General features: G+C 72.4%; 16 protein-coding genes. 9 read left to right on the top strand and 7 right to left on the bottom strand.

Going from position 1 to position 17,088, the window contains the following annotated elements; translation table 11 throughout:
- Position 1: 1 nt before the first annotated feature.
- Positions 2–442 carry a hypothetical protein gene (locus AC1DZA_RS04445; protein WP_159605182.1) on the bottom strand — a complete coding sequence of 147 codons (441 nt, stop codon included), beginning with the start codon at positions 440–442 and terminating at the stop codon, positions 2–4.
- A 44-nt stretch (positions 443–486) separates the two neighbouring features.
- Here AC1DZA_RS04445 and AC1DZA_RS04450 point away from each other — a divergent pair, with 44 nt between their 5' ends.
- The 3 genes from AC1DZA_RS04450 to ahcY are packed head-to-tail and all read left to right on the top strand — an operon-like array spanning position 487 to position 3,649.
- Positions 487–702, top strand: coding sequence for a DUF3499 family protein (locus AC1DZA_RS04450; protein WP_309973170.1), 216 nt, complete (start codon positions 487–489; stop codon positions 700–702).
- Positions 699–2,132 carry a phosphomannomutase/phosphoglucomutase gene (locus AC1DZA_RS04455; protein WP_476771866.1) on the top strand — a complete coding sequence of 478 codons (1,434 nt, stop codon included), beginning with the start codon at positions 699–701 and terminating at the stop codon, positions 2,130–2,132. The genes AC1DZA_RS04450 and AC1DZA_RS04455 overlap by 4 nt, the downstream gene beginning before the upstream one ends.
- Before the next feature lie 35 nt (positions 2,133–2,167).
- A complete protein-coding gene (ahcY, locus tag AC1DZA_RS04460; protein WP_476771867.1) occupies positions 2,168–3,649 on the top strand; it encodes an adenosylhomocysteinase in 1,482 nt (493 codons plus the stop codon).
- Positions 3,650–3,705: 56 nt separating this feature from the next.
- On the opposite strand, the gene AC1DZA_RS04465 is transcribed toward ahcY, so the two are convergent.
- Positions 3,706–4,548, bottom strand: a complete 843-nt coding sequence (locus tag AC1DZA_RS04465; RefSeq protein ID WP_476771868.1) for an RDD family protein — start codon at positions 4,546–4,548, stop codon at positions 3,706–3,708.
- A gap of 17 nt (positions 4,549–4,565) precedes the next feature.
- Here AC1DZA_RS04465 and AC1DZA_RS04470 point away from each other — a divergent pair, with 17 nt between their 5' ends.
- The gene (locus AC1DZA_RS04470) at positions 4,566–5,561 is read left to right on the top strand and encodes a stage II sporulation protein M (protein WP_476771869.1); all 996 of its coding nucleotides are present in this window, start codon (positions 4,566–4,568) and stop codon (positions 5,559–5,561) included.
- A gap of 6 nt (positions 5,562–5,567) precedes the next feature.
- Here the strand turns inward: AC1DZA_RS04470 and AC1DZA_RS04475 are convergent, their stop codons facing one another.
- From AC1DZA_RS04475 to AC1DZA_RS04495, 5 genes are read right to left on the bottom strand one after another with little or no spacing between them, the layout of a single operon-like run.
- A complete protein-coding gene (locus AC1DZA_RS04475; protein ID WP_476771870.1) occupies positions 5,568–6,905 on the bottom strand; it encodes a DUF58 domain-containing protein in 1,338 nt (445 codons plus the stop codon).
- A 1-nt stretch (position 6,906) separates the two neighbouring features.
- Positions 6,907–7,881 carry an AAA family ATPase gene (locus AC1DZA_RS04480; RefSeq protein ID WP_476771871.1) on the bottom strand — a complete coding sequence of 325 codons (975 nt, stop codon included), beginning with the start codon at positions 7,879–7,881 and terminating at the stop codon, positions 6,907–6,909.
- Positions 7,878–9,182 carry a DUF4350 domain-containing protein gene (locus AC1DZA_RS04485; RefSeq protein WP_476771872.1) on the bottom strand — a complete coding sequence of 435 codons (1,305 nt, stop codon included), beginning with the start codon at positions 9,180–9,182 and terminating at the stop codon, positions 7,878–7,880. Before AC1DZA_RS04485 ends, AC1DZA_RS04480 begins: the two co-directional genes overlap by 4 nt.
- Positions 9,179–9,838, bottom strand: coding sequence for a DUF4129 domain-containing protein (locus AC1DZA_RS04490; RefSeq protein ID WP_476771873.1), 660 nt, complete (start codon positions 9,836–9,838; stop codon positions 9,179–9,181). Before AC1DZA_RS04490 ends, AC1DZA_RS04485 begins: the two co-directional genes overlap by 4 nt.
- Positions 9,829–11,121: a hypothetical protein gene (locus AC1DZA_RS04495; RefSeq protein ID WP_476771874.1), complete on the bottom strand. Its 1,293-nt coding sequence runs from the start codon at positions 11,119–11,121 to the stop codon at positions 9,829–9,831. Before AC1DZA_RS04495 ends, AC1DZA_RS04490 begins: the two co-directional genes overlap by 10 nt.
- Before the next feature lie 210 nt (positions 11,122–11,331).
- On the opposite strand from AC1DZA_RS04495, the gene mtrA reads away from it, so the two are divergent.
- From mtrA to hpf, 5 genes are all read left to right on the top strand, one after another.
- Positions 11,332–12,012, top strand: a complete 681-nt coding sequence (mtrA, locus tag AC1DZA_RS04500) for an MtrAB system response regulator MtrA (protein ID WP_309973152.1) — start codon at positions 11,332–11,334, stop codon at positions 12,010–12,012.
- 7 nt (positions 12,013–12,019) lie between these two features.
- On the top strand, positions 12,020–13,696 hold the full coding sequence (gene mtrB / locus AC1DZA_RS04505; RefSeq protein ID WP_476771875.1) for an MtrAB system histidine kinase MtrB: 1,677 nt from the start codon (positions 12,020–12,022) through the stop codon (positions 13,694–13,696).
- Positions 13,689–15,371: an LpqB family beta-propeller domain-containing protein gene (locus AC1DZA_RS04510; protein ID WP_476771876.1), complete on the top strand. Its 1,683-nt coding sequence runs from the start codon at positions 13,689–13,691 to the stop codon at positions 15,369–15,371. The genes mtrB and AC1DZA_RS04510 overlap by 8 nt, the downstream gene beginning before the upstream one ends.
- Before the next feature lie 94 nt (positions 15,372–15,465).
- Entirely contained in the window at positions 15,466–16,236 is a 771-nt protein-coding gene (locus AC1DZA_RS04515) for a ComF family protein (RefSeq protein WP_476771877.1), read from the top strand.
- A gap of 23 nt (positions 16,237–16,259) precedes the next feature.
- Complete coding sequence (hpf, locus tag AC1DZA_RS04520) at positions 16,260–16,964, top strand: ribosome hibernation-promoting factor, HPF/YfiA family (RefSeq protein ID WP_476771878.1); 705 nt, start codon at positions 16,260–16,262, stop codon at positions 16,962–16,964.
- Positions 16,965–17,088 lie beyond the last annotated feature (124 nt).

A 17,088-nucleotide genomic window follows, 5' to 3' on the forward strand; every position in this document is an offset into this window, starting at 1 on the left:
CTCAGAGGTGGCGGTACCGGCCAGGCGCGAGCTCCCACGGGTCCTTGTCGAGCAGTTCGGCGACCGCGCGGAAGACGCAGCTCTCGATGAGGAGCTTCTCCTCGCGGTCCTCGCCCTCCTGCAGGCGCAGGAACCGCACGATCGGCAACCGGTAGAAGGTGATGCGCCGTTCGTCGTGCGCGACCTTCCACCGGTCGACGTGATCGCCGTGGATCGCCTCGGCCGGGCCCTGCGCCACCTCGAAGACGACGCCCTCGAGTTCGGGCCAGAGGCCCCGCAGGTACGCGGCCGTCGTCGCGATCGTGAAGTCGAACTCGTCGAGCCGCGTGCGGATGGGCTCCAAGTGCGGTCCGGTGACGGCCGAGCGCATGCCGCGGCCGTGTCGATCCCGGGCGAGCCGCCTGGGGGAGCGAGGCGTGGCGACACGACGGGAACGGGGCATACCTCCATCGTAATGTCCGCGCGGCTCGCTACTCTGGTGGAGCCATGAGACGTTGTTCGCGCACCGCATGCGCCGCCGAGGCGGTCGCGACGCTGACGTTCGACTACGCCGACTCCATGGCGGTGCTCGGCCCGCTGGCCTTCGCGCCCGAGCCGCACGGCTACGACCTGTGCCGCCGGCACGCCGAGCGCACGTCGGCCCCGGTGGGCTGGCAGGTCGTGCGGCACGTGTCACTCGGTGAGGTAGGTTTCAAGGCATGAACCCGGCAGCACCATCCGACGCTCGAGCGCGCCTCGAAGCCATCGTCAAGGCCTACGACGTCCGCGGCATCGTGGGCGAAGGCCTCACGGAGCAGAGCGTCGAGGCGCTCGGTGCCGGCTTCGTCGACGAGGTCGGGGCCGCCGGGGGCCGCATCGTCGTCGGCCACGACATGCGCGACTCGTCGCCGGGGTTCGCGGCGGCGTTCGCCCGCGGCGCGACGCGACGCGGGGCTGACGTCGTCGCCCTCGGGCTGTGCTCCACCGACGAGACCTACTTCGCCTCCGGCTCCATGAACGCGCCCGCCGCCATGTTCACGGCCAGCCACAACCCCGCCGCGTACAACGGCATCAAGTTCTCGCGCGCCGGCGCACAGGGCATCTCCCTCGACACAGGGCTCGCCGCCATCCGCGACCGCGCCGGCGACTACCTCGACGAGGGCATCACGGATGCCGCGACGCCCGGCTCGATCGAGCAGGTCGACGTGCTCGCGGACTACGCCGCCTACCTCCGCTCGCTCGTCGACCTCACGGGCATCCGCCCCCTGAAGGTCGTCGTCGACGCGGGCAACGGCATGGGCGGACTCACGGTGCCCGCAGTCCTCGGCGAGGCGGCAGGGCTCCCGGCGCTCCCGCTCGAGATCGTCCCGCTCTACTTCGAGCTCGACGGCACGTTCCCCAACCACGAGGCCAACCCGCTCGAGCCCGCGAACCTCGTCGACCTGCAGCGGGCGGTCGTCGAGCACGGCGCCGACCTCGGACTCGCGTTCGACGGCGACGCCGATCGCTGCTTCGTCGTCGACGAGCAGGGCGGAGCCGTCGGGCCGTCGGCCGTCGCCGCGATCGTGGCCCTGCGGGAGATCGCCCGCGTCCGCGCGGCCGGCGAAGACGACATCACGGTGCTGCACAACCTCATCACGTCGCGGTTCGTGCCCGAGGCCATCGAGGAGGCGGGGGCCACGGCCGTCCGCACGCGCGTCGGCCACTCGCTCATCAAGGACCGCATGAAGGAGACCGGCGCCGTGTTCGGCGGCGAGCACTCCGCGCACTACTACTTCCGCGACTTCTGGGGCGCCGACAACGGCATGCTCGCGGCGATGCACGTGCTCGCCGAGTTCGGATCGCAGGACGCGCCGCTCTCCCAGCTGGGTGCGCGCTACATGCCGTACGCCCTCTCGGGCGAGATCAACTCCACCGTCGACGACGTCCCGGCCGCCTACACCCGCATCGTCGAGGCGTTCACGGGCCGGGCCGAGTTCGACGAGCTCGACGGTCTCACGGTCGACGGCATCACGCCCGAGAGCGAGCCGTTCTGGTGGTTCAACGTGCGCCCGTCGAACACCGAGCCGCTCCTGCGTCTCAACGTCGAGGGCGGCGACGTGGCGACCATGACGGCCATCCGCGACGAGGTGCTCGCGCTCATCCGCGGCTGACGCCACGGTCGGCTGAGCCTGCGACAATGGTGGGCATGACGACGTCGCCTGTCACCACTGCCCTCCCGTTCAAGGTCGCCGACCTCTCACTGGCCGAAGCCGGCCGACACCAGCTGCGGCTCGCCGAGAACGAGATGCCGGGGCTCATGGCCCTCCGCGACGAGTTCGGAGCCTCCAAGCCCCTCGCCGGCGCGCGTATCGCGGGCAGCCTGCACATGACGGTGCAGACGGCCGTGCTCATCGAGACCCTCGTCGCGCTCGGTGCCCAGGTGCGCTGGGCGAGCTGCAACATCTTCTCCACCCAAGACGAGGCCGCGGCCGCCGTCGTGGTCGGCCCCGACGGCACCGTCGACGACCCCAAGGGCGTCCCCGTGTTCGCGTGGAAGGGCGAGACGCTCGAGGAGTACTGGTGGTGCACCGACCGCATCTTCGACTGGACTGCCGAGGCCGCGGCATCCGGTGCCGACTGGATCGGCCCGAACATGATCCTCGACGACGGGGGTGACGCGACGCTGCTCGTGCACCAGGGCCGTGAGTTCGAGGCGGCCGGCGAAGTGCCCGCGGCGACGGATGACGCGAGCCATGAGTTCCGCGTCGTGCTGGACACGTTGCGCCGCAACCTCGAGGTGAGCGCCGACCGCTGGACCCGCATCGCCGACGAACTCAAGGGCGTCACCGAGGAGACCACGACCGGCGTGCACCGCCTCTACGAGCTGCACGCCAGGGGCGAGCTCCTCTTCCCGGCCATCAACGTCAACGACTCGGTCACGAAGTCGAAGTTCGACAACAAGTACGGCATCCGGCACTCGCTGCCCGACGGCCTGAACCGCGCCACCGACGTGCTCATGGGCGGCAAGGTGGCGTTCGTCGCCGGCTACGGCGACGTGGGCAAGGGGGCTGCCGAGGCGCTCCGCGGTCAGGGCGCCCGCGTCATCGTGAGCGAGATCGACCCGATCAACGCGCTGCAGGCCGCCATGGACGGCTACCAGGTGTCGCGGCTCGAGTCCGTCATCGGCGAGATCGACATCCTCGTGACGGGCACCGGCAACAAGGACGTCGTGCGCCTCGAGCACCTCCTCGGGCTGAAGCACCTCGCGGTGGTCGCGAACGTCGGCCACTTCGACAACGAGATCGACATGGCGGGGCTCGAGTCCCTCGAGGGTGCGGAGCGCATCGAGATCAAGCCGCAGGTGCACGAGTGGCGCCTGCCCACCGGGCGCAGCGTGCTCGTGCTGAGCGAGGGGCGGCTCATGAACCTCGGCAACGCCACGGGGCATCCGTCGTTCGTGATGTCGAACTCGTTCACGAACCAGGTGCTCGCGCAGATCGAGCTCTGGACCCGTCCCGACGCGTACCCCGTGGGTGTCTACGTGCTCCCGAAGCACCTCGATGAGAAGGTCGCCCGCCTGCACCTCGACGCCCTCGGCGTCGAGCTCACCGAGCTCACGCCCGAGCAGGCCGCCTACATCGGCGTTCCGGTCGAAGGGCCCTACAAGGTCGACCACTACCGGTACTGATCACCGAGCGGATGTCGCGAGCGCGCGGCATCCGCTCGCCCGGCGCCCGTGGCGCATCATCGCTCGGGGAACCCGACCCGGGTCGCCGTGAGGGTGGGGGCGAGAGCCGCGAGCCGCGCGTCGGCGAGCTTCAGCGCCGCCAGCTCGCGTTCCCGCCGGAGCGCCACGACCGCAGCCAGGAATCGCTCGGGAGCGGCATCGGGGAGCGGTGACACGAAGGCCGACACCTGCTGCGCGAGCATCGTCGCGACGCGCGCGCGGCTCTCTGGCATGAGGTGGTCGACGTTGGCGAAGAACGACGCCACCCGTCGCGCGAGCGGATCGGGCAGCCGTGCCACATCGGCGGTCGCCGACCAGCCCACCAGCTCGGGCGGCACGCCGAAGGCTGCAGACGGCAGCTTGGGCACCCGCTCGACCTGGGAGTGCGTGCCCGCGAGGATGTCGCCCAGCCGCTTCGACGAGGGGTCGAGGAACCCGACGAGCACCGCGAGCCCGCCGAACGTCAGGTAGATCTCGATCACCCCGGTGAGCGCGCGGATGAACGCATGGCGCAGCCCGATCGCGCCGCCGTCGTCGCGCACCACCCGGAGGCCGAGCGCCACCTTGCCGAGGGAGCGTCCGCGGGTGGCGGTCTCGACGGCGGTGGGGAGCACGACGATGCACACCACGATCGTGGCGATGAGGATCGCGCGGAACGCGGCCTGGTCGAGGGAGAGGCCGGCGAGAGCGAGCAGCACGAGGAGGATGAGGACCACCGAGAGCAGCACGTCGATCGCCGCCCCGCCCGCCCGGATGAGCGCGCTCGCCGGCCTGACGTCGAGGGCGACCGCCTCGCCGGTGACCAGCGCCTCATCGTCGAACCGGGCCGCCCGGATGCGGGAGTCCGTCGCGGAGGCCATGGGTAGTATTCAAGCAGATGGACCTCGACGCGCTCGCCTCCGCCCGCCACGACGACTGGGAGCGGCTCGACGCGCTCTCGCGGTCGTCACGGCTCGACGGTCGAGGCGCCGACGAGCTCATCGAGCGGTACCAGCATGCGGCATCCGATCTCTCGCTCGTGCAGACGACGGCCGGCTCGACGGCCCTCGGAGACCGGCTCTCGGTGATCCTGGCGCGGGCTCGACTCCGATTCACCGGCACCCCGGAGAACCCCCTTCGCCAGTTCACGCGGTTCGCGACGCTCAGCCTGCCCGCTGCCCTGTACCGGCTGCGGTGGATCACCCTCGCGGTCGCGGTGGTCACGTTCGTCGTCGCCGCCCTGTACGCCTGGTGGATCGGCGGCGATCCGCGGGTGCTCGCGACGATCGGCACCGAGGCCGAGCTGCGCCAGGTCGCCGAGGAGGGATTCGTCTCGTACTACTCCGAGAACCCCGCCGCGTCCTTCGCGGGCTCCGTCTGGACGAACAACGCCTGGATCGCGGCGCAATGCGTCGCCTTCGGCATCCTCGGCGTGTGGGTGCCGTGGGTCATCCTGCAGAACGCGCAGAACCTCGGCATCACGGCCGCCGTGATGTTCGCCTACGACGAGGCCGACACCTTCTTCCTGTACATCGCGCCGCACGGGCTGCTCGAGCTCACGTGCGTCTTCGTCGCCGCGGCGGCCGGTCTCCGCATCTTCTGGGCCTGGGTGGCGCCCGGACCGCGGCCGCGCGGGGTGGCGCTCGCCGAGGACGCCCGCTCGCTGTTCACCGTCGCGATCGGCCTCGTGTTCTTCCTCTTCGTGTCCGGGCTCATCGAGGGGTTCGTGACGCCGGCGCCGTGGCCCTGGCCGGTGAAGATCGGCATCGGCGTGCTCGCGCTCGCGGGCTTCCTCGCCTACATGCTCGTGCTCGGCGGTCGCGCCCGGCACGCGGGGGAGACCGGCGACCTCGTCGAGTTCGACGCGGGCGCCAGCCGCATCCTGGCGGGCTGAACGGGGTCAGAGCCGACCGGCGGCCTTCAGCTCGAGGTAGGTGTCGGCGAGGGCCGGCGGCAGTTCCTGCGGGGGAGCGGAGACCGTGATCGCGCCCAGTCGTCGCATCGCGGCGGCGACACGATCGGCATCGAGCCGGGCGCGCTCGGCGGCCGCGGCGACGTACACCTCGTCGAGCGATCCCCGCTCGCGCGCCGCCGCCACGGCCGAGGGGTCGGCCACGGACGCCACGACGACCGTGTGCCGTGCCGTGAGCTGGGGCAGCACGGTGAGCAGCCCGCGTGAGCTGCCCGGGGCATCCGCCGACGTGAGCAGCACGACGAGTGCCCGCTGGCTCGTGACCTGCCGCACGTGGCCTGGGACGGATGCCCAGTCGGCCTCGATCAGCTCCGCCTCGATGCCGGCCATGGTGTCGACCATGCGGGCGAGGAGCGCCGGGCCGGTCGCGCCGTGCACCCGGCCGCGCACTCGCCGGTCCCAGGCCAGGAAGTCGACGCGGTCGCCGGCGTGCGACGCCAGTGCCGCCAGCAGCAACGACGCCTCCCATGCCGTGTCGAGGCGCGGCTCGTCGGCGATGCGGGCGGCCGCCGTGCGCGAGGTGTCGGCCACGATCACGATCCGCCGGTCGCGTTCGGGGCGCCACGTGCGGACCATGAGCCGCATGCCGCCGGGCACCTCGGGGTCGGCATGCCGGGCCGTGGCACGCCAGTCGATCGAGCGCACGTCGTCCCCGCGCACGTACTCGCGGATCGAGTCGAACTCGGTGCCCTGGCCGCGGATGAGGAGCGGCGTGCGGCCGTCGAGCTCGCGCAGGCGCGTCAGCCGCGAGGGCAGGTGGGCGCGCGAGTGGAAGGGCGGCAGCACCCGGATCCGGCCGGGCGAGGCGAGGGTGGCCTGACGGGCCCACAGCCCCAAGGGGCCGGCAGCGCGGATCGTGACCTGCTCGGTGCGTCGGTCGCCGCGACGCCACGGCGTGAGCTGCAGCGACATCCGCCGTCGCTCACCGGGCGGGATGCGCAGCCGCGTGCGGTTGGCGCCCGCGACCCCGGCGGAGGGTTCCCAGCCGTCGCGGACCACGGCACGGAGGAGCCGCGGCCCGACGTGCTGCACCGCGAGCTCCGCCGTGACGGTCTCGCCGAGCCGGACCCGGTCGGGAAGCACCCGGGTCAGGACCACGCGGCGCGGCGAGGCTGCGAGCGACAGGTCGACGAGGCCCGCGCCGAGCGAGACGGCGAGCCAGGCGATGAGCGCCAGCCACGCGGCATCCGCCCCCTGCGTTCCCGCCACCACGACGGGCACGACGCCGAAGGCGACGAGGATGGCGAACCGTCCGGTGACCGCCATGTCAGAGCGGCACCTGCACCTGCTGGACGACCCCGCGGAGGACGGCGTCGACCGAGACGCCCTCGAGTTCCGCCTCGGGCCGCAGCTGCACGCGGTGTCGCCACACGGGGAGCAGCATCGCCTGCACGTGATCGGGAGTGAGCGAGTCGTAGCCGGTGAGCCACGCCCAGGCCTTGGCGGCGGCGAGCAGCGCGGTCGTCGCCCTCGGGCTCACGCCCAGCCGCATCGACGGGCTGCGGCGGGTCGCGCGCGCGAGGTCGACGACGTAGGCGAGCACGTCGTCGGACACCCGAACCCGCGCGGCCGCCGACCGCGCCGCGGCGAGCTCGGCGGCGCCCAGCACGGCCGTCACGCCGGCCGCGCCCAGGTCGTGGGGGTCGAATCCGTCGGCGTGGCGTCGCAGCAGCGACACCTCGGCGTCGCGCTCGGGCACGTCGAGCACGAGCTTCATGAGGAACCGGTCGAGCTGGGCCTCGGGGAGCGCGTAGGTGCCCTCGTACTCGATGGGGTTCTGCGTCGCGGCGACCATGAACGGGTCGGGGAGCGGACGCGTCACCCCGTCGGCCGACACCTGGCGTTCCTCCATCGCCTCGAGTAGCGCCGACTGTGTCTTCGGCGGCGTGCGGTTGATCTCGTCGGCGAGGAGGATGTTCGTGAACACCGGCCCCTCGCGGAAGGCGAAGTCGCCGGTGCGCGGGTCGTAGGCGAGCGATCCGGTGACGTCGCCCGGCATGAGGTCGGGGGTGAACTGCAGCCGGCGCGTGTCGAGGCGCAGGGTGCGGCTCAGGGTGCGCACGAGCAGCGTCTTCGCCACGCCGGGCACGCCCTCGAGCAGCACGTGCCCCCGGGTGAGCAGGGCGATGATGAGGCCGGTGACGGCGCCGTCCTGGCCGACGACGGCCTTGCCGACCTCGGTTCGGACGTCGTTCAGCGCCGCCCGCAACTCCTCGTCGGTGGTCGCGATCGCGTCGGTCATGGTCGCCTTCCTGTCGGGTGGTCGGGGTCATGGTTCGGGTCGGGGTCTGGGTCGTGGTGGTCGCGCGGGCGGTCCTCGACGTGCTGGTGGTCCCGGTGGTGCGGCCGCACCGAGGCGGCCACCTCGTCCTCGAGTCGCGAGAGCTCGGCGGCGAGGTCGACGAGTTCGCGGTCGCCTGACGGCTGCGCGCCGACGAGCAGGCGGGCGACGGATGCCGCGTCGCGGCCGGTCGCGGCAGCGGCGGCATCCGACACCGCATCGGCGGCGGCCGCACGCGGCAGGCGCAGCGTCGTCGCGATGCGCCCGATCGCGGCGAGACGCAGCTGGTCGAGCGCGTGCCCTCGTGCCGCACTCCTGGCGTACAGCCGTGCTCGTCCCTCGCTCGTCTCGCCGGCGCGGACCGTGACGGGCAGGCGCTCGGCCACCAAGGGTCCGAAGCGGCGGCCCTGCCAGACGCCCGCCGCGATCACCACGAGGATCGAGAGCACCAGCACCGGGCTGACCCAGCCGGGCGTGAGCTCGGCCATCGTGGGCGCCTGCGACGGATCGGCGTCGGCGGGTCCCGGCAGGTACCAGGCCACTTCGTCGGTGGCCCCGAGCAGGCCGATCGCGAGGGCGGCGTTGCCGGCCTCGGAGATGTGCTCGTTCGTGAACACCGTCGTGGCGCCGACGAGGGCGATCTCGCCCCCCGACGGGCCCGGCCCCGTCGCCACCGCGAAGCCGTGCTCCGCGTCGCGGAAGCAGCCCGTCCACCCGGCAGAGGTCGCGTCGGCGTCGACGGTGAGCAAGCGCTGCCCATCGGAGAGCTCGCCGGCCTGTCCGGCGGCACGCAGGTCGCAGGCCACGTCATCGACCGTCCCGCTCGCGGCTCCGGCGAGCCGGACGCCCGGCGCGAGCGTCTCGAGGGATCGGAAGGAGGGCTCCGCCACGACCAGGCGATCCGCCGCAGCGGCGAGGCCGTCGAGTCGATCCTCGTCGAGCACGTCGAACTCGTCGTAGAGGAGCACGGTCGCGCCGCTGCGCGCGGCGTCGACGGCCTCGTCGACCGAGTGGGCCTCGGTCACGGTGACGCCGTGCTGTCGGAGCACCTCGACCAGGGCCTTGGAGCCGGCCGGCGCGGCGTTGGCGGCGCCCAACGCGGGCCCCGGCGCGCGGAAGCCGCCCTGGGCGACGAGCATGACGACGGCACCCACCACGAGCACCGCACCGATGACGATCCACGCGCGCCGCCGGCGCAGCGCCTCGCGGAGGGTCGGGGTGACCGCACTCGTCGGCGTGATCGTGGGAGGCGCGACGCTCATCGAGGAGCCGCCATTGCCGCACGGCCGGCATCCGCCGGGGTGGCGGCCGCGAGCGCGAGGTCGAGCTGCACCAGCTCCTCGTACCGTGCCCGGGATCCGGATCGCCCGAGGTAGCGGACCGAGTCGAACTCCGAGGCGGCGGACCGCAGCGACTCCGCGTGGTCGGGGAACGGGGTCGACGCTGCGACGGCCACGCCCCGCGCGGTGGTTCCGGGATGCACGTGCACGAGGTCGCGGTCGACGGCGCCGCGCACGATCGCTCGGTACCGCTCCTCGATGGCGAGTGGCCAGTCGTCCGACTCGGCCGCCGCAGCGGCAGCCGCCCGCAACGCGGTCAGGTCGCGGCGATCGTCGTCGTCGAAGAGCGGCGCGGGCGGCCGCTGCCGTCGGCGGAGGCGCGGCAGGCCGAACACGAGCAGGCCGACCACCACGACGAGCACCACCGCGATGACGAGGAGCAGCACGAGGAGGGGTGCGGGAATGCCGGCTGCGCCTTCGAAGAGGCTCACGAACCAGTCGCGGACCTGCTGCATGGCGAGGTCGAACGGCGTCGGCTGGGCGCTCCGGTACTCGGGTTTCGCGAGCTCGTCCTCGAGCCACCGGCGCGCCTCGGGCGCGTCGGGATCGAGTGGCTCGAACAGGAGGGTCAGGACCACGCGGCCGGAGGTTCGCTTCCACGCGGCGCCGACTCGACCGGCACCCGATACGGGTCTTCGGCCGCCTGCCCCGCCTCGCGAAGCTCGACGTACCGTTCGAGTTCGAGGTCGAGGCCCTCGCGCCGCATCCTGAGGTCGATGTAGATCACGGCGACGAGTGCCGCCTGCACCACCGCCGTGATGGCTCCGATGAGGAGTGAGAGGACGAGCGTGACGATCGTCGTGACCACCGTCACGGCCAGGGCGGCGCCGGTGCCCGACGGATCGATGAGCACGGCCAGGATCGTGCCGACGATCGAGACCGGCTGCACGACGACCTGCGCCGCCACGTTGAGGATGGCGGCCACGAGCACCAGCACGCCGAACGTGCGCCAGTACGCGCCGTCGGTGAGTCGCCACGACCGAGCGACGGCGGCTCGGATGCCGACCTGCTCGAGCACGATGATACTCGGCACGATCGCGAGCTTCACCCCGATCCAGAAGGCCACCACGAGGAGGCCGAGGCCGAGGAGGAGGCCCACGACGATGCCGATCACGAGCCCGACCGGCGACGAGGTCGAGACGGCGGCCAGGACGACCACGCCGGCCACCACGCCGAAGGCGACCAGGAGCGCCGCGGCGACCAGGAGGGTCCACCCGATCAGCGGCCAGATGCGCGCGGCCGCCCGGCGCCACAGCGCACCGAACCCGAGGCGGTCGCCGACCGTGCCCGTTGCCACGTCGACGACCATGACGCCCTGCAGGAATGCGCTCGCGACGATCGAGAGGAGCACGGGCACGAGCGACAGGAGCAGGAAGCCACCGACCGCGCCCGAGAGGATGGCGTCGGCATCGGCGCCGGTCGCGCCCTCGAGCCTCGAGAAGGTCAGCCCGAAGAACGGCACGATCACGGCGGCCGCCGCCGCCGCGGAGACGAGCTGCACGATCAGTCCGCTGCCGAACGTCGGCGCGGGGTTGCGCCGGAGCGTGCGGAACGGCGCCCACATCAGGGTGCCGAACCCGAGCGGTCGCAGGGGCAGGAGCCCGGACTTGGGCGGGGGCACCCATCCGGCTGCCTGCTGCGGCGCGTACCCGGGCGGCGGGGCCGCATACCCGGGCGGAGGGGCCGCGTATCCGGGCGGTGGCCCGTAGCCCTGCTGCGGCGGCGCAGACGGGGGCAGCAGGGGCGCGGACGGGGGCAGCGGAGGAGGAGTCGGCACGCCGGTCGGCGTGGGCGATGGGGCATCCGCACCGGGCCCGTGGACGGGTGCTGCGCCGGGCGCCTGCCAGTCGTGATCGGACACCTGCGTGCGCTCCTTCCGGGGGTGTGCACCATGCTCGCACACTTCGTGCAGGCCGTGGCGGGCCTGGGGATCCCCGCGGGTTCGAGGGCGCGGAGGCCCCTCAGGCGTTCAGCCGCCGTGCAGGCCGCTTCCGGACGACGCACGGGTTCCAGCGACTACAGTGGTTCCACTGCCATCGGTCCGTCCGCGGACCCCGACGGAAACAAACGGATGACCCCACGCGTACTCGTCGTCGACGACGACACGGCCCTCGCGGAGATGATCGGCATCGTGCTGCGCACCGAGGGCTTCGACCCGGTGTTCTGCGCCGACGGCACCGGTGCGCTCGCCGCCTTCCGGGAGACGAAGCCCGACCTCGTCCTGCTCGACCTGATGCTCCCCGGCATGGACGGCATCGAGGTGTGCGGCCGCATCAGGGCGGAGTCGGGCACGCCGATCATCATGCTCACGGCGAAGACCGACACCGCCGACGTCGTCAAGGGCCTCGAGTCGGGGGCGGACGACTACATGGTCAAGCCCTTCAACCCGAAGGAGCTCGTCGCCCGCATCCGCACCCGCCTGCGTCCGGCGCCCGACCCCGTCGTGGAGACGCTGGGCGTGGGCGACCTCACGATCGACGCCGCGGGCCACGAGGTACGGCGAGGCGACCAGCGCATCAACCTCACGCCCCTCGAGTTCGACCTGCTGCTCACGCTCGCCTCGAAGCCCCAGCAGGTGTTCACCCGCGAGATGCTGCTCGAGCAGGTCTGGGGCTACCACTACAAGGCCGACACGCGGCTGGTGAACGTGCACGTGCAGCGGTTGCGCGCGAAGGTCGAGCACGACCCCGACAATCCGCGCATCGTCATGACCGTGCGCGGGGTCGGCTATCGCGCCGGCGCGACCACCTAGGAGCCGCATGGCCGCGGCCGACGCCCAGTCCCCACGCGCCGCCCTCTCGTGGCGCGATGTGCCGCGCCGCCTCTCGGTGCTGTGGCGCCGATCGCTGCAGTTCCGCACCGTCATCATCACGCTCGGACTGTCGGGCCTCGCGATCCTCGTGATCGGCCTGTACATCTCCTTCAGCGTCGCCTCGAACCTGTTCCAGGCGAATCGCGATGCCGTGCTGGAGGCATCGAACAACGCGACCGGCGCGGCCCAGAGCCTGCTGAGCGCGTCGGATGCCTCGGACCGGGCGTCCATGCAGAAATTGGTGGCCGACGCCATCAGCACCGTCTCGAGCGTCTCGGGCAGCAACGACCTCGGCCTCTTCCGGGCTCCCGGTCAGGACGCCGTGACCTTCGCCCCGTCGGACCGGCTGAGCCCGGGGCTCTCCGGGGTCATCACGCCCGAGCTCCGTTCGCAGGTGCAGGATCACCCCGACAGCCAGTACTGGCAGTCGGTCGCCCTGCCCGACGACGAGGGCGGCACGCATCCCGGCATCGTCGTCGGGAGCGACCTCGAGTTGCCGTCCGACGCCGGGCGCTACGAGCTGTACATCGGGTACGACCTCGCCGAGGCGGAGCAGACGCTCGCGTTCATGCAGATCACCGGCATGGTGGGCGCGGCCGCCCTGCTCGCCCTCCTCAGCGCGATCACCCTCGTGGTCGTGCGCGGCGTCATCGAGCCCATCCGGGCGACCGCGGCCACCAGCCGACGGCTCGCCGCCGGCGACCTCGGCGTGCGCATGCCCGAGAGCGGCGAGGACGAGCTCTCGACGCTCGCGGCATCCTTCAACGGCATGGCCGACAGCCTGCAGGCGCGCATCAAGGAACTGGCCGAGCTCTCCGTCATGCAGCAGCGGTTCGTCTCCGACGTGTCGCACGAGCTGCGCACGCCGCTGACGACCATCCGGCTCGCCGGCGACGTGCTCTACGGGCAGCGCGAGGACTTCCCCGGCCCCACCTCGCGCACGGTGGAGCTGTTGCACACCCAGACCGATCGGTTCGAGCGGCTGCTGGCCGATCTCCTCGAGATCAGCCGGTACGACGCCGGATCCGTCACGCTCGCGACCGAGCCGACCAACCTCGTGCACCTCGCGGGCGACGCGATCGAGTCGATGCACCAGCTCGCCCTCGAGCACGGCACCGAGCTCCGCCTCGAGGCACCCGGCGGGCACCTCGACGCCGAGGTCGACCCGCGACGCATCCGACGGATCGTGCGGAACCTGCTCGGCAACGCGATCGAGCACGGCGAGGGTCGCCCCATCGTGGTCGCGGTGGACAGCAACGAGACCGCGATCGCGCTCTCCGTGCGCGACTACGGCATGGGCATGACGGAGGAGGAGGCCGAGCGGGTGTTCGACCGGTTCTGGCGTGCCGATCCCAGCCGCATGAGGACGATCGGCGGCACCGGCCTCGGCCTCGCGATCTCGTTGGAGGACGCGGTCGCCCACGGCGGAACCCTCGACGTGTGGTCGAAGCCCGGCGCGGGCACGGTCTTCCGGCTGACGCTGCCACGGGTGCCGGGTGCCGAGGTGGTCTCGCCGTTGCCGCTCGAACCCGTCGATGCCGGCGCCGCGGGTCCCGCTCCGACCGGGGCCGTGGGCGCCGTGCCGACGCTCGAGACCGGGTCCAGGGAGGTGCACGGTGCGTAACAGGCTCCTCGCGGCGGCATCCGCTGCGCTCATGGCGGCGCTCGCACTCGCCGGCTGCGCCTCCATCCCGAGTTCGGGTCCCGTCCAGCCGGGCGATCCCGTCGTCGCCGAAACCCCGAACGACTTCGACATCCTCGCCGATCCGCCCGCCAAGGGAGCGAGCCAGGCGCAGATCCTCGACGGGTTCCTCAACGCGGCGCAGAGCCCCCGGGAGAACTACCAGATCGCGCGGGAGTACCTCACCGACGCGTTCGCCGACGAGTGGGAACCGGGCGCGGGTGCGACCGTCGACGTGCTCGCCGAACGGGAGGTCGGCGTGGTCGACCCGACGGCGATGCGCGTCGAGGCCACCCCGGCCGCGCTGCTGCGCGACAACGGGCAGTACGAGGAGCCGGCGTCGCGGACGCCCATCCCGTTCGACTACCGGTTCGAGCAGGTCGAGGGGGAGTGGCGCATCTCGAGTGCGCCCCAGGGCATCCTCATCGACCAGGGCGAGTTCACGCAGGTCTTCCGCGACTACACGCTGTACTTCCTCGACCCGACCGGGCGCTACCTGGTGCCCGACGTGCGGTGGTATGCCGGGCGAGACTCGGCGCAGACGACCATCGTGCAGGGACTGCTGGCCGGAGCAGCCGACTGGCTGGCTCCCGGGGTCGTCTCGGCGTTCCCCGAGGGTGTGCAGCTCGAGCCGGCCTCCGTCCCCGTCGACGGCGGCGTGGCGAGCGTGTCGCTCGCGGGCGCGGCGTTCGACGACCTCGGCACCGTGCAGCGCATGCAGGCGCAGCTCGATGCCAGCCTGATCGGCGTGCGCAACATCACGAGGGTCGACCTCACGCTGAACGGCGTCGACCCCGATGTGCCCGAGCCGGCTCGCCGACCGTCGAAGTCGCCGCGCGTCGACCCGCGCACCGTCGTCTTCGACGGCGAGACGTTCGGCTACCTCGCGGCGTCGGGGGAGTCCGTAGAGGCCATCCCCGGCATCTCGGATGCGGTGGCCGCCCTGCTGCCCACCGGCGCCTCCGTGGGGATCGGCGCCGAGTCCGCGGCGGTGCGGTCGGCGGAGGGCGTCTTCCTGGTGCGCGCCGGCGAGGAGACGCAGTTGCTCGACCCTCGCGCGAACCTCGTCGTGCCTGCCATCGACGGCCAGGGCGTGGTGTGGTCGGTGCCCGCGGATCACCCCGACCAGCTCGTGTGGTTCGCGCCAGACGGCACGACCGGCCAGGTCGCCGTGCCCTGGAGCGGCTCGTCGATCGCATCCATCGAGGTGTCGCGCGACTCCACGCGACTCCTGGCGATCCTCGCCGACGGCGGCCGGACCCGGTTCGTCGTCGCGGCCATCGAACGCGGCGACGACGGCCTGCCCTCCGAGCAGGGGCTCGGGCAGCTCGTGCTGAACCTGGCCGATGTGACGGGCGCACCGCTCGACGTGGCGTGGCTCGACTCGAGCACCGTCAGCTCGGTCACCGGCCTCAGCGACGGCGCCACCCGACTGGTGATCCAGGAGCTCGGCGGCATCTCGCGCGAGCGCGGCGGGCCCGAGGCCGGCATCCAGGTCGACGGCGGCAACGCCGATCTCCGAGTCCTCACGGCCGCGGGCGACCTCGACGTGCAGGTCGGCGTCGGCTGGCAGGCGCGCGCGGTCGGCATCCGCTTCGTCGCGTCGCAGCTGCCCTGACCGTCTCGTCCTCCCGAGGGCGCTGGGACCGGCGGCCGTCGTGCGCGGCGCCGACTGGTGACACCGCGCCGCCGGTGGCGTCGATGCTGAGGGCGTGGCCGCCGACTCGCTCCGCCGCGTGCAGGTGCTCGCCCGCGACGCGCTGCTCGACGCGATCGCCCTCCTCGTGCCGGTGTCGTGCGCCGGATGCGGCGCCCTCGACCGCTCGGTCTGCGCAGACTGCGTCGATGCGCTCCGGCCGAGCCCTAAGGTCGTGACCCGCGACGGCATCTCGGCGTGGGCGGCGCTCGACTACGGCGGCGTGGTGGCGCGGGTGGTCACCGCCTACAAGGACTCCTCCCGAACGGATGCCGCAGCGCCGCTCGCCCGCGCGCTGCACGCTGCCCTCGCCGAGGGCGTCGCGGCTCGGCCCGCGGGCGGCACCCTCGAGGTGTGCACCGTGCCCTCCACAGCGGCCGCCATGCGCGCCCGCGGGTATGCGCCCGTCGACGCGCTGCTCGCCCGCTGCGGCATCCGCCCGTCGCCCGTGCTCCGCCTCGCGCGCGATCGCCGCGACCAGGCCGGCCTCGACGCCGAGGCGCGCCGGGCCAACGCCCACGGGGCCCTCGAGGCCCGGCGTCGCCTCGATGAACGCCGGTTCGTACTGGTCGACGATGTGCTCACCACGGGCGCGACGATCGCCGAAGCCGCCCGTGCCGTGAACGTCGCAGGCGGCGCGATCGACGCCGTGGTCGTGCTCGCGCAGACCCCGCTGCGCAGATCCGGGCTTGGTTCCGAATCTCGGCAAGCTCTCCGTGACATCGGGAGCCCGGACGACTACGGTGGCAGGACAGGCGTGGTCGATCCACCCTTCAGATCCGGGTGACACGCCGGTGAATGGAGGTCGTCATGGAACTGAACATCGTTGGACGAAACCTGGGGGTCACCGATCGGTTCCGCGCCTACGCGGCCGAGAAATCGGAGAAGGTCACCCATCTCGCCGAACGAGCCATCTCCCTCGACGTGAAGCTGAGCCGTCACAATGAGAAGAACGGCAACACCGGACCGGATCGCGTCGAGCTCACCCTCGTTGGCAAGGGACCTGTGGTGCGGGCCGAAGCAGACGGTTCGGACAAGTACGCCGCGTTCGACGTCGCCCTCGGGCGATTGCTCGAGCGCATCCGCCGCGCCAAGGACCGCCGCAAGGTCCATCGCGGCCAGCGCAGGCCGACCTCGCTTCGCGAGGCGACCGACGTCGGGTTCGCCGAGGTCGGCGTGCAGGCCGCCGCGCCCGAGGTGCTCGAACAGGTGCGCACGGGCAGCATCCCGGTCATCGACGACGGCCAGGCGGCATCGTCGATCGAGGAGGACGAGGTCTACTGCCCGGTGGTCATCCGCCGCAAGGTCTTCGCCTCCACGCCGATGACCGTCGACGACGCGCTCTACTTCATGGAGCTCGTCGGACATGACTTCTACCTCTTCGTCGACGCCGAGTCGGGACGGCCCAGCGTGGTCTACCGTCGCAAGGGCTGGGACTACGGTCTCATCGGCCTCGACGGGGCGGATGCACCGGTCGACGAATCCGCGCCGGAGCTGCAGCGCGTCACGGTCTGACGCCACGACGATCCACGCACCCGCGCCGGGTGCGGGCCCACCAGCCCGCACCCGGCCCGCTTGCCGCCGTCGCCCAGCCTGCTGGCCGCTAGCATGGCTATGATGGCCGTCTGCACGGCGGCAT

The organism is Agromyces sp. P2_B3, assembly GCF_056404815.1.